This window comes from Cutibacterium sp. LaCa_255 (genome assembly GCF_057458005.1).
In genome coordinates, this window is record NZ_CP190956.1 from 183,118 (window position 1) to 196,377 (window position 13,260).

At 64.3% G+C, this 13,260-nt stretch carries 9 protein-coding genes; 5 read left to right on the plus strand and 4 right to left on the minus strand.

What is annotated here, in order from left to right; genetic code table 11:
• Window positions 1–230 precede the first annotated feature (230 nt).
• The 3 genes from ACP8ML_RS00755 to ACP8ML_RS00765 are packed head-to-tail and all read right to left on the minus strand — an operon-like array spanning window position 231 to window position 6,719.
• Window positions 231–1,238: a dihydroorotate dehydrogenase-like protein gene (locus ACP8ML_RS00755; RefSeq protein ID WP_065673006.1), complete on the minus strand. Its 1,008-nt coding sequence runs from the start codon at window positions 1,236–1,238 to the stop codon at window positions 231–233.
• Between the two features lie 24 nt (window positions 1,239–1,262).
• Window positions 1,263–4,877 (minus strand): pyruvate:ferredoxin (flavodoxin) oxidoreductase, encoded by a 3,615-nt coding sequence (nifJ, locus tag ACP8ML_RS00760; RefSeq protein ID WP_486702977.1) that lies wholly within the window; start codon window positions 4,875–4,877, stop codon window positions 1,263–1,265.
• A gap of 15 nt (window positions 4,878–4,892) precedes the next feature.
• A complete protein-coding gene (locus ACP8ML_RS00765; protein ID WP_486702978.1) occupies window positions 4,893–6,719 on the minus strand; it encodes an NAD(P)-binding protein in 1,827 nt (608 codons plus the stop codon).
• Window positions 6,720–6,968: 249 nt separating this feature from the next.
• Between ACP8ML_RS00765 and ACP8ML_RS00770 the strand changes: the two genes are divergently transcribed.
• Window positions 6,969–7,286 carry a thiamine-binding protein gene (locus tag ACP8ML_RS00770; RefSeq protein ID WP_334353154.1) on the plus strand — a complete coding sequence of 106 codons (318 nt, stop codon included), beginning with the start codon at window positions 6,969–6,971 and terminating at the stop codon, window positions 7,284–7,286.
• 30 nt (window positions 7,287–7,316) lie between these two features.
• Here the strand turns inward: ACP8ML_RS00770 and ACP8ML_RS00775 are convergent, their stop codons facing one another.
• Entirely contained in the window at window positions 7,317–7,982 is a 666-nt protein-coding gene (locus tag ACP8ML_RS00775) for a FadR/GntR family transcriptional regulator (protein ID WP_334353186.1), read from the minus strand.
• Between the two features lie 407 nt (window positions 7,983–8,389).
• On the opposite strand from ACP8ML_RS00775, the gene ACP8ML_RS00780 reads away from it, so the two are divergent.
• Genes ACP8ML_RS00780 through ACP8ML_RS00795 form a run of 4 tightly spaced genes read left to right on the plus strand, consistent with a single transcriptional unit; the run spans window position 8,390 to window position 13,143 of the window.
• Window positions 8,390–10,078 (plus strand): L-lactate permease, encoded by a 1,689-nt coding sequence (locus ACP8ML_RS00780; protein WP_486702979.1) that lies wholly within the window; start codon window positions 8,390–8,392, stop codon window positions 10,076–10,078.
• 42 nt (window positions 10,079–10,120) lie between these two features.
• Window positions 10,121–10,927, plus strand: coding sequence for a (Fe-S)-binding protein (locus tag ACP8ML_RS00785; protein ID WP_065673011.1), 807 nt, complete (start codon window positions 10,121–10,123; stop codon window positions 10,925–10,927).
• 3 nt (window positions 10,928–10,930) lie between these two features.
• Window positions 10,931–12,466: a LutB/LldF family L-lactate oxidation iron-sulfur protein gene (locus ACP8ML_RS00790; protein WP_063279456.1), complete on the plus strand. Its 1,536-nt coding sequence runs from the start codon at window positions 10,931–10,933 to the stop codon at window positions 12,464–12,466.
• Window positions 12,463–13,143 (plus strand): LutC/YkgG family protein, encoded by a 681-nt coding sequence (locus tag ACP8ML_RS00795; protein ID WP_486702980.1) that lies wholly within the window; start codon window positions 12,463–12,465, stop codon window positions 13,141–13,143. The genes ACP8ML_RS00790 and ACP8ML_RS00795 overlap by 4 nt, the downstream gene beginning before the upstream one ends.
• Window positions 13,144–13,260 lie beyond the last annotated feature (117 nt).

Genomic DNA, 13,260 nt, shown 5'->3' on the forward strand with positions numbered 1-13,260 from the left:
ATGTCACGACGACATATGGCCTCGTCAGATGGGGTCTGACGGCAAAGTGGGTGACACCCGATGCCCCTGTGGTAATTGCGGTTGCGACCCGGGGGATTGCTATGTGAGGTGGCAGCTGGCCTTGTCATCACCCCGATCACCACACGAGTGCGGGTGGCGACGACGAGGGATGGCACAGAATGAGGGGCCGGTGGCCACCGCCACCGGCCCCTCAGCCGTGAATTCGCGAATCAGGATCCGTAGGTCGTCTTGGCCTTCTCAAGGGCCGCGACGTAACCGTTGCGCTCGTACTCGGCGGTCGAGGCGTCGGCCGGGATGGCGAGCGTGCCGCGCAGCTTGTCGAGGTCGAGCTCCTTGCGCTGCAGATAGGACTCAAGTCCCTTTTGCAGTTCGGCCGCATATCCGGCACCGTGGCGCACCAGCGCCGAAGTGGTCATGACGACGTCAGCGCCGGCAAGAAGGTACTTGACGACATCGTCGGCGGTCTCGACACCCGACGATGCAGCCAACGAGGCATTGATACGACCCGACAGGGCGGCGATCCACGTCAGCGGCAGGCGGGCGTCAGCCGGGGAGGACAGCCACACACCGGGCTCGACCTGCATCTTCTCGATGTTGATGTCGGGCTGCAGGAAGCGGTTGAACATCACCAAGGCGTCGGCCCCGGCGGCGTCCAGACGGGTGGTCATGTTGCCCAGGGCCGTGAAGAACGGCGAGAGTTTGACGGCCACCGGGACGGTCACGGCGTCCTTGACTGCCTGGACGATCTCGACGTGACGGTCTTCGACCTCCTCGGCGGACTGCTCGAGGTCACCGGGCACCATGTAGATGTTGCATTCGATGCCCGCGGCGCCGGCATCCTGCATCCGCTTTGCGGTGTCGACCCAACCACCGTTCGTCGCGCCGTTCAGCGAGGCGATGACGGGGATGTCGACGGCATTGGCGCTGGCCTCCAGATGGGTGAGGTAGCGCTCGGTGATACCGCCCTCGTTGCTGGCCACGGTCGGGAAGAAGCTCAGCGACTCGGCGAACGAGTCCATGTACTCCAACTCGATCTCGGCCTGTCGGGCCTCCTCATGCCTCACCTGCTCCTCGAACAGGGAGTACATGACGATGGCTCCGACTCCGGCGTCGGCAAGGGCCTTGACCCCGTCGACCTTCTGCTGGATGGGGCCGGCCGAGGCCACCAGTGGTGACCTCAGGGTGAGCCCCATGTACCTGGTGTGAAGATCACTCATGAAACGTCATTCCTTCGTGGGCTGTCAGGCGCGGTTGGATGAAGCGGCGAACTGGGACATACGGGCATCGACGGCGAAGTCCTCGGCAGTACGGGAAGCCATCTCGGCGTACTCGGCATAACGACGCTCCACCTGGCGCTGACCCAGATCCAGCATACGTTCGGCCTCCTCCGGGTGGGCCTTGGCCAGCATCCGGTAACGCAGCTCCAGCTTGGTGTACTCCCGCCACGTCTTGTCGGGCTTGGAGGAGTCGAGCAGGAACGGGTTGCGTCCCTCATCGGCCAACACCGGGTTGTACCTCATCAGCGGCCAGTGTCCACAGTGGACGGCCTTGTACTGCTGATCGAGGCCGTTGCGCAGGTCGTAGCCGTGGGCGATGCAGTGGCTGTAGGCGATGACGAGACTCGGGCCCGGGTAGGCCTCCGCCTCGCGGAAGGCCCGCAGGGTCTGCTGCGGATCGGCTCCCAGAGCGACGCGAGCCACGTACACCGATCCATAGGCGATGGCCTGCATGGCCATGTCCTTCTTGGCGGTCGGCTTGCCGGCGGACGCGAACTTCGCGACGGCACCCAGCGGGGTCGACTTCGACGCCTGGCCACCGGTGTTGGAGTACACCTCGGTGTCGAGAACCAGAACGTTGACGTCGCGTCCGGAGGCGAGCACGTGGTCAACGCCGCCCGAACCGATGTCGTAGGCCCAACCGTCACCACCAATGATCCACACCGAGCGACGCAGTAGGTGATCGGCGACGCTCATGAGGTCGCGCACCGCCGGGGTCTGTTCCATGTCGGAGAGCTTGTCCTGCAGCTGCTTGACCCGACGCTGCTGACGCTGCAGGTCGTGCTCGGTGAGCTGTGGGGCGTGCAGCAAGTCGTCGACGAACTCAGGGTCGAGCTGGTCGGAGACCTCTTGGAGCCGACGCCTGGCCAGGTCGGTCTGGACGTTGGCGGCCATCCGCATGCCCAGGCCGAACTCGGCGTTGTCCTCGAACAGGGAGTTCGACCATGCCGGGCCACGGCCCTGGGCGTTCTTGCCCCACGGGGTCGTCGGCAGGTTACCGCCGTAGATGGAGGAACAGCCGGTGGCGTTGGCCACCTCGGCGCGGTCGCCGAAGAGCTGGGTGATGAGCTTGACGTACGGCGTCTCGCCACAACCCGAGCAGGCTCCGGAGAACTCGAAGAGCGGCTCTAGGAACTGGGTGCCTCGCACGGTGGCGAAGTCGACACGGGAGCGGTCGTTGACCGGGATGGTCTCGAAGAACCTCACGTTCTCGCGCTGGACCGTCTTGTCGAGATGCTCCTCGAGGTTGATGGCCTTGCGGTCGGGCTCGCCCACCGGGTGGGCCGGGCAGGCCTCGACGCACAGGCCGCAGCCGGTGCACTGGTCGGGGACGATTTGCAGGGTGTAACGGGACTCCGGTAGACCCGCGGCGTTGAGCTCGGCGGACTGGAAGGACTCCGGGGCTCCCTCGAGTTGGGACTGTGAGCAGTACTTGGCGCGGATGACGCCGTGCGGGCAGACGAAGGCGCAGTTACCGCACTGGATACAGGCCTCGGGCTCCCAGGTCGCGATGACGTCGGACAGCGTCCTCTGCTCGTACTTGGTGGTTCCTGCGGGGTAGGTGCCGTCGTCGGGCAAGGCCGAGACAGGCAGCAGGTCGCCGAATCCCTCGATCATGCGGGCGGTGACGTTCTTGACGAACTCCGGGGAGTCCTCGCGCACGGCCGGGATGAGGCTGTGGTTGGCGGTCATCCGCTCAGGTACCTTGACCTGGTGCAGATGCTCCAGGGAGGCGTCGACGGCAGCGTGGTTCATCTCGACGATCTGCTGAGACTTCTTGCCGTAGGTCTTCTGGATCGAGTCCTTGATCTTGGCGATCGCCTCGTCCTTGGGCAGCACACCCGAGATCGCGAAGAAGCAGGTCTGCAGGATGGTGTTGGTGCGGTTGCGCAGACCGACCTTGCGGGCCACGGACAGGGCGTCGATGGTCCACAGGTCGAGGTGCTTCTCGAGGACCTGACGCTGCATGGTGTCAGGCAGCTTGTCCCACACCTCGTCGGCGTCATAGGGGGAGTTCAGCAGGACGGTGGTGCCCTCGCGAGCCATCGTCAGGACGTCGATGGACTCCAGGATTCCCCAAGCGTGGATACCGATGAATCCGGCCTGGCTGATGAGGTAAGGGGCCTCGACCGGGTCGGGTCCGAAGCGCAGGTGGGAGGTCGTCTTCGATCCGGACTTCTTGGAGTCGTAGACGAAGTAGCCCTGGGCGTAGGTGTTGGGGTCCGAGCCGAGAATCTTGATGGTGTTCTTGTTTGCGCCGACGGTGCCGTCAGAACCCATGCCGTAGAAGACGGCACGGATGGTCTTGGGATCCTCGATGTCGAGGGGCTCCCAGGGCAGGGACAGGCCGGTGACGTCGTCCTCGATGCCGATGGTGAAGCGGGGACGCGGCCGCTCCAGCTCCAGCTCGGCGGCGATGCCGGCGACCATGCCGGGGGTGAACTCCTTCGAAGAGATGCCGTAGCGCCCGCCCGAGACGATCGGCATGTTGTTGCGGGTGCCACGGGAGTGGGCCTCGGACAGGGCGGCCAGCACGTCGAGGAAGAGGGGCTCGCCGTTGGAGCCGGGTTCCTTGGTGCGGTCCAGGACGGCGACGGTGCGGGCCGTCTCCGGGATGGCCCTGACGATCTCGGCGGCCGGGAGGGGACGGAACAGGTGCAGCTCGACGAGGCCGAGCTTGTGCCCCTGGGCGTTGAGACGGTTGATGGCGTGCTCGATGGTGCGGGCACCGGAGCCCATGCAGACCATGACCTCGGTGGCCTCGGGATCGCCGTGGTACTCGACGAGGTGGTACTGGCGACCGACGACCTGGGCGAACTCGTCCATGAGGGACTGGACGATGCCCGGCACGCTCTCGTAGTACTTGTTCGCGGCCTCGCGGGCCTGGAAGTGGGTGTCGGGGTTCTGGGCGGTGCCACGGATGAACGGGTGGGCCGGGGACAGGGCGCGCTCCCGGTGGGCGTGGACAAGGTCGTCAGTGATGAAGTGACGAATGTCGTCGTCCGACAGCATCTCGAGGACGTTGAGCTCGTGGGAGGTGCGGAAGCCCTCGAAGAAGTGCATGAAGGGCACCCGGGAGTGCATCGTCGCGGCTTGGGCGATGAGGGCCAGGTCGTGGCATTCCTGCACCGTCGAGGAGCACAGCATGGCGAATCCGGTCTGACGACAAGCCATGACGTCCTGGTGATCACCGAAGATCGACAGGCCTTGGGCAGCCAGCGACCGGGCGGCCACGTGGAAGACCGTGCTGGTGAGCTCACCGGCGATCTTGTACATGTTCGGGATCATGAGGAGCAGGCCCTGGGAGGCCGTGAAGGTGGTGCTCAGGGCGCCACCCTGCAGAGCGCCGTGCATGGCGCCGGCGGCGCCACCCTCGGACTGCATCTCCATGACGGTGGGGGTGTCGCCCCAGATGTTCTTCCGTCCGGCGGCGGACCACTCGTCGGCGGTCTCGGCCATCGGGGAGGACGGGGTGATGGGGTAGATCGAGCACAGCTCGTTGCAGCGATAGGCGACCGAGGCGGCGGCGGTGTTGCCGTCGGCAATGGTGCGGACGCGGGAGTCGGAGCTAGTTGCCATGGTCAGTCCTCCTTCTCAGTTCTCGGAGTCGACGGTGAACTTCATCGAAGCTGACCGTTGTGGATTGGGTTCAGGACGCACTGCCCATCCGAGGGTGGGGTTGCCGGACCCCTGCACGGTTGCCGGATCGGTGCCTTCAGGGATCATCTCGATGGCATGGACCGGGCACTGGTCAAAGCAGGTGGCGCATCCAGTGCATTTGTCGTAGTCGAATTCGTAGCGGTGGCCCTTGCCGAGCTTGATGATGGCGTCCTCGGGACAGGAGCCGTAGCAGCCGTCACACTCGAAGCAGTTTCCGCAGGACAGGCATCGTCCGGCCTCGAAGTGGGCCTGCTCGTCGTCGAGACCGCCGACGACCTCGTCGAATCCGACACGCTGGGTCGGGTCGAGCTCGGGCTGGTGACGACGCAGGTGGTCACCGAAGTACCACAGGTTGAGGTCGTTGAAACCGACCGTGGTGTTCTTGGGGGCCGGATAGCCCGACTCGCGGTTGAGCCACAGATGGATCTGGCGGGCGGCACGCTTGCCGTGGCCGACACCGATCGTCACGGTGCGCTCGGAGGGGACGGTGTCGCCACCGGCGAAGATACCGGGAACATCGGTCATGAGGGTCGAGGGGTTGACGTCGACGACGTCGTTGCGGAATCGCATGCCGGGCATCTTGTGCAGGAAGCCGGTGTCGGCGTCCTGTCCGACGGCCAGGATGACGGTGTCGGCCTCGAGCTTCTCGTAACGTCCGGTGCCGCGCGGCTTGCCGTTCTCGTCGAGTTCCATGACCTCGACTGTCAGGTCGTCACCGACGTCGGTGATGGTGCGCAGCCAGTTCATCTGGACGCCCTCGCGCTCCGCCTCCTCACGCTCCTCGGCGTGGGCCGGCATCTGCTCGGCGGTGCGGCGGTAGACGACGATGGACTCCTCGGCACCCAGTCGCTTGGCCACCCGAGCGGCGTCCATGGCGGTGTTGCCGCCACCGTAGACGGCCACGCGACGACCGATGAGGGGCTTCTCGCCAGCGGCGACGTTGTGCAGGAAGCTGACTGCGTCGACCATGCGGGAGGCATCCACGGTCGGGATGTCGACGCGCTTGGACAGGTGGGCACCGATGGCCACGAAGACGGCGTCGAAGCGTCCCTTCGCCTTCTCCTCCATGAGGTCGTTGACGGGGTGGTTGAGGACGATCTTGATGCCGAGATCGGTGAGACGCTCGATCTCGGCATCAAGGACCTCGCGGGGTAGCCGGTATTCCGGGATGCCGTAGCGCATCATGCCGCCGACCTTGTCGCCGGCGTCGTGAATCTCGACGTCGTGGCCGAGCATGGCCAGGTGGTATGCGGCGGACAGGCCGGCGGGGCCGGCTCCGATGATGAGGGCGCGGTGTCCGGAGGCATCGACGGGCTTGATGAACTTCCAGCCCTTCTCGATGGCGAGGTCGCCGAGGTAACGCTCGACGGAGTGAATGGACACTGCGCCGTCGAGGTCGGCGCGGTTGCAGGCCACCTCGCAGGGGTGGTAGCAGACACGGCCGTGGATGGCAGGGAAGGGGTTGTCGGCAGTGAGCTGACGCCATGCCTTCTCCTCCTCATGAGCCTTGATGAGACGCAACCATTCCTGGATGTTCTCGCCCGCCGGGCAACCGGCATTACAAGGAGGGAGCATGTCGAGGTAGACGGGTCTGCGGGTGCGGGTCGGGGTGACGCGACCTGTCGTGCGGGCGAGGTCAGGACGTGCGGCGATGTCCTGGTTCTCCCTGATGACGTACCCGTTCTGGTCGTCGGTGACGGTCGTGTCACTCGTCGTGGTCTCGGCGCTCATACCTGGCTCTTCCTGTTGGAAATGCGGCATTTTGGATCGTGAATGTGGGGTTCACAAGCGAACCTGCAATCGATGTTAGACCACGTATGAAAGGTCGTGCACGGCAGGGTATGAGGAATGAGATTTGGTGCAGGGATGTTTTCCTAAACCTTGTGGCAATGACGTAATAACGCACGTTTGGCGTATCGAAAATTGATGGTGTTCACGCTCTGCGGTGCTCGGTGTGGTGTTCCCGACGAGGTTGGCTGGGTGGCGGGTGAGCGGTGCAAGACTGGGGGCATGATCGTTGCCTTCAGTCTTGTACCCAGCGGTGGCCGAGCTTCGCGGGAGGACGGTGGGGTCTCCGATGCCGTGGCTGCTGCCGTCCGCGTCGTCCACGAGTCCGGTTTGCCCAACCACACCTCATCCATGTTCACCGAGATCGAGGGCTCGTGGGACGAGGTCATGAGCGTCGTCAAGGAAGCTACCGAAGCGGTTGCCCAGTACGGCACTAGGGTGTCGCTGGTGCTCAAGGCCGACATCCGCCCCGGACGCACTGGGGAGATGGACGCCAAGCTCGAGCGCCTGCAGGCTCAGCTCGACAAGCAGCAGGGCTGAGGACACTTGCCGGGTGGGACTGGCTCGGCGTCAGTCCCGTCCGAGCAGCAGGGTCTCGTAGGCGTTGCGAATGTGCGCCTCGGTGACCTCGGCCGCCCGAATCGGGTCGCCGTTCTCGATCGCGGTGAGCATCTCCTCGTGGTCGCAGACGAGGCTGTCACGCCAGTTGTCCCACCCGATGAGGGAATGCTCTGCCTCCAGGATGGGCAGGTGCACCGCTTCGCGGATGGCCATCGTCAGGTCGCTCATGAGGCGGTTGTCCCCAGCCTCGGCGAGGGCGACGTGGAAAGCGGTGTCGAGGGTGTTGAAGGAATCCGGCTGCATGGCGTCATGCATCTGACCGAGGAGGTCGGTGGCCCGTGCCAGCGGCTCGGGGGCGCGGACTTTTGCTGCCGCCGCGCAGGCCGCCTTCTCCAGGGCCACGCGGGTCTCGGTGAGGTCGGCGAAGGAGACGACGTCGAGGGCCAGTTGTAGGCGCAGGATGCGGCCCATGGCATCGGAGGGATGGGCGTCGACGTGGGTTCCGTTGCCTCGACCAATGCCCGAGGTCAGAATTCCCAGGGCCTCCAGGGCGCGGATGGCTTCCCGGACTGCTCCCCGGCTGACGCCCAGGGTGGCGGCGAGTTCTCGTTCCGGGGGGAGGCGCGAACCATTGACCCAGGTCCCGGTGAGGATCTCGTCATCGATGTGATGCATGACGACCGAGAATCCGCGGGATCTCGTATCAGTGTCAGCGCCTGATTCTGGGTGCGACTCTGACACCCAGTGTCCGGGATGTGCGCCTGGCTGGCTGGCGTCCGCGTCGCGGGTCTGTGTCATGGCTGAGATCCTCATCGGTGAGTCGCTTCATTGTCACCGAACATGCATGGTATGCCCAACAACTTTGTGAAGCGGGTTGAGTACATGAAAGGACCCTGAAAAGGGTCCGAAATTAGGCAACCCTCATGTGTTGCACAGATGGTTGATCGTCCGTTCGTCAATTGAACGGAAGTTCTTGACGTTTGTAAGTAATGGTCCTACCGTACTATTGGTCGGACCAAATCGGCCCGACCTTGCCGACGGTTCGCCGACCGGAGGCAATGGTTGAACAACGGAGTTCTTCGATGGTTCTTCTCCAGACCTTCACCCCATCGGCCAACCCGCTGGGGTCGCAGTGGCTCTCGGCCCTCCTTGCCGTGCTGCCGGTGCTGGCCATGCTCATCACCCTTGGTGCGCTGCGCTGGAAGGCGCATCTGGCTGGCCTCTTCTCGTGGGGCGTCGCCCTCATCGTGGCAATCACCGCATTCCACATGCCGATCGGTATGACAATCTCCTCGAGTGCCCAGGGATTCCTCTACGGTCTGTTCCCGATCTCGTGGATTCTGCTGGGCGCCATCTGGATGTACCAGGTGACGGTCATCTCCGGTCGTTTCGACGACCTGCGCCGCACCTTCTTCCTCATCAGTGACGACCCGCGCGTCCTCGGCATCCTCATCGCCTTCTGCTTCGGCGGTCTGCTCGAGGCCCTTGCTGGATTCGGCGCCCCGGTCGCCATCGCGGCTGCCATGTTGATCGCCATTGGCTTTGGCAAACTTCGCGGTGCCGTCACCGCCCTGGTCGCCAACACCGTTCCGGTGGCCTTCGGTGCCGTCGGTCTGCCGGTGCTCATGGCCGCCAAAACCGGCGGCCTGGACGTCTCGATGGTTGCCCCGGTGTCCGCCCGTATCTGCGCGGTTCTCTGCCTCGTCGTCCCCTTCCTCATGCTGGCCATCATGGATGGCCGCAAGGGTGTGCGTGAGTGCTGGCCCTTTGGCCTGTTCGTCGGCATCGTCTTCGGCGTCACCAAGATCATCGTCGGTGGCACCCCAGTCTACAACCTGACCGAGATCTTCGCCGCAGTCGTCACCGTCGCCCTCTCTCTGCTCTTCCTCAAGGCCTGGAAGCCGAAGGGTGGCCGCGAGGCCGCCGAGCGCATCGGCATCCCGATGGACCCGGCCGTCGAGACCGAGCCCGTGGAGGCTCAGGAGGTAGACATCTCCGACCTCACCGGCAACCGCATTTTCATGGCTCTGGTGCCCTACATCCTCGTCATCGTGGTCTTCGGCATCGCCGCCATCCCGGCCGTTAAGGAGGGCCTCAAGACTGCCGACACCAAGATGGCCTGGCCTGGCCTGTCCGGCCTCATGACCACTGGTGGCAAGGCAGCGGCCCACCAGTCCTACACCTGGCAGTGGCTGTCCCAGCCGGGCTTCCTGCTGGCCGTCGTCGCCATCCTCGTCGGCCTTATCTACAAGGTGTCCCTCTCCGACGTCTTCAAGGAGCTGTGGGTCAACACCAAGAAGATGAAGTTCTCGATGCTGACCATCGGCCTGGTCGTCGCCCTCGCCTATGTCATGGGTGACTCCGGCCAGACCCTGGCCCTCGGTATGTTCATTGCTGGCGCTGGAGCGCTCTATCCGTTCCTCGCCCCCATCCTTGGCTGGATCGGCACCTACGTCACCGGATCTGACACCTCCGCCAACATCCTGTTCTCCGGCCTGCAGAGCAGCGTCGGTCAGCAGATCGGCGCCGGCTCTCACCTCGGCGTCGAGGGCATGCGTCACCTGCTGGTCGGTGCCGGTGCCTCCGGTGGTGTCGTCGGCAAGATGATCTCCCCGCAGTCGCTGACCATCGCGGCCACCGCGATCGGCCTGGCTGGCGGCGAGTCGGTCATCCTGCGCAAGGTCTTCAAGTTCTCGATCATCCTGCTCGTCCTGATGTGCATCATCGTCGGCCTCATGTCGACCCCGGTGCTCGGATGGATGGTCCCCTGATTCTGCTGACGGTTGACACCGCCTGGCATCCGTTCATTCTCAATGGAGGTCACCATGACAACCACTACGAGCCCTGGTACCAGGGCTGCCTCGCCCGGCTTGCCGGGGGCGGGCATCACCGTCGGGCTGTTCATCACGTGCATCAATGACGTGATGTTCCCCCAGACTGGCGTGGCCGTCACCACCCTGCTGGAGCGTCTGGGCTGCAAGGTCGAGTTCCCGCGGGAGCAGACCTGCTGCGGCCAGATGACGACCAACACCGGTTACTTCGACGAGGGCATTCCCACCGTCCGTCAGTATGTGCGGGCCTTCGGGGATTACGACTACGTGGTCGCCCCGTCGGGATCCTGTGTCGCTGCCGTCCGCGACCAGCACCCGATGCTCGCCGAGCACGCCGGCGACTCCGGACTGCTCAAGGAGGTTGAGCACACCAGCCAGACCACCTACGACCTGCCGGAGTTCCTCGTCGATATCCTCGGGGTCACCGACGTCGGTGCGTACTTCCCGCACCGAGTGACGTACCACCCGTCCTGCCACGGCAAGCGTCTGCTCAAGCTGGGAGATCGTCCCTACCAGCTGCTCAAGAACGTCCGCGGCATGACCCTGGTCGACCTGCCGATGGCCGAGCAGTGCTGCGGGTTCGGGGGAACCTTCTGCATCAAGAACCCCGACATGAGCGCGGCAATGGCCAGCGACAAGGCTCGCCACGTTCGTGAGACGGAGGCTGAGTACGTCGTCGCCGGCGACAACTCCTGCCTCATGAACATCGGTGGTGTGCTGTCCCGTCAGAACTCGGGCGTGAAGCCGATTCACATCGCCGAAATCCTCGCCAACACTGAGGAGGACTGACCCATGAGCACCGAACTACGTCGCGTCACCTACGGAAATCATGGTGTCGCCCGGCTGACCCCGGCCCCCGACAAGCCCGGTACGTACATGGGTATGCCGAAGTTCTCGAAGGCCGCCAAGAATGAGCTGAATCTGTCGGTGCAGCGCAAGAACATGCGCAATGCCACCACGACGATTCGCAACAAGCGCGCCCTGCGCGTCTCCGAGTCCCCGGACTGGGAGGATCTGCGCAACGCCGCGGAGGCCATCAAGAACCGCGTTGGCCGTCACCTGGATCATTACCTGATCGAGGCTGAGAAGAACCTCACTGCCAACGGCGTCCACGTCCACTGGGCCCGTGACGGCGAGGAGGCCAACCGCATCGTCGCCCAGATCGCCAAGGAGAAGGGGGTCGACGAGGTCGTCAAGATCAAGTCGATCACCACCCAGGAGACCGACCTCAACGAGTACCTTGAGGAGCAGGGCATTGCGACCTGGGAAACTGACCTGGCCGAGCTCATCGTGCAGCTCGGACATGACCGTCCCTCCCACATCGTGGTGCCGGCCATTCACCGTAATCGTGCCGAGGTCCGCGAGATCTTCCTCCATGAGATGAAGAACTACGGTCGTCCGGCACCCGAGGACATCTCGGAAAACCCGCCGGAGCTGGCCAACGCTGCTCGTCTGCACCTACGCGAGAAGTTCCTGCGTGCCGAGATGGCGGTTTCGGGTGGCAACTTCGTCCTTGCCGACACCGGTTCGCTGGTGATCGTCGAGTCCGAGGGCAACGGCCGTATGTGCTTGACCCTGCCCGACACCCTGGTGTCCGTCGTCGGCATCGAAAAGGTGTTGCCGAGTTTCGACGACCTCGAGGTCTTCCTCAAGCTGCTGCCGCGCTCGGCCACCGGTGAGCGGATGAACCCGTACAACTCGGTGTGGAGCGGCGTGACCGAGGGTGACGGTCCGCAGGAGCAGCATGTCATCTTCCTCGACAACGGCCGTACCAACGTCCTGGCCGACACCCTCGGCCGTGAGGTGCTGCGGTGCATCCGTTGCGCCTCCTGCATCAACATCTGCCCGGTGTACGAGCGGGCCGGCGGTCACGCCTACGGCTCGGTCTACCCCGGACCGATCGGTGCGGTGCTCAACCCGCAGCTGCGTGGCGTCGAACACCCGGTTGATCGTGGTCTGCCGTACGCCTGTTCCCTGTGCGGCGCCTGCAACGAGGTCTGCCCGGTGAAGATTCCCTTCACCGACATCCTCCTCGAGCTGCGCAACAAGGTCGTCAAGTCCGAAAAGGCCGACAAGGTCCCGCAGGACTACGAGGTTGCCGGCGAGATGGGGCTTATGAAGACCGCGTCGTGGGCGTTCAGTGACTACAAGCACTTCGAGGCTATCCAGGTCGGCTCGCGCGGCGTGGGACGTGTCCTGCGCGGAAAGAAGATGGGACCGGTTCCGGTGCCGGTGGCCGAGCGGTGGCTGAAGTACCGCGACGTCGATGCGCCGCCGACCGACACGTTCCGTACCTGGTGGAAGAAGAACAGGGAGGAAAAGCGATGACCACCATCAGCACTGATCCGGTGGCGCGTACCGAGATCCTTGCCCGGATTCGTCGCGCCAGCTCGGACATCACCAATTCCGACCCGGTCGCTGATGTGCCGGTCGAGTGGAAGTACGGCACCGGCATCGAGATGGACGACGTCGTCGGAACCTTCGTCGAGAAGGTTATCGACTACAAGGCCACCGTCGTGCGGGTTCAGGGGGCTGACGTTCCCAAGGCCGTCGTTGAGGGGCTCAAGGTCACCGGCGCCGAGCACAGCACCGTCGTGCCGGTTGGGCTGGACGAGTCCTGGGTCGAGGCGATCAAGGGAGCCGGTATCGACGCCCGCGTCGACGAGCCCCAGTTGTCCAAGGAGGAGCTCAACGACACCGACGCCGTCGTCACCGCCTCGGCGGCTGGAATCGCCGACACCGGTTCGATCGTCCTGACTCACGTCGAGGACCAGGGACGTCGGGCCATTACCCTCGTTCCGGACCGCCACGTGTGTGTCATCAAGGCCAGTCAGGTGGTTTCTGATGTTCCCGAGGCCATCCAGATCGTCAAGCCGGCGGTCCACGAGGGCCATCCGTTGACCTTCATCTCCGGTGGCTCGGCAACCTCCGACATCGAGTTGGCACGTGTCGATGGTGTGCATGGGCCCCGTCAGCTCTACGTCATCGTCGTGGACGATCAGTGATGGTGTAGCCGTCAATTACTTCCACTGGACTGAGCAGAGAGCCAAAACATAGCTCAGTGTCGATTCTTCGAATCTCATGGCGCTCCGTGACAGGAATAGGGGACGAGTGGTAAGGTT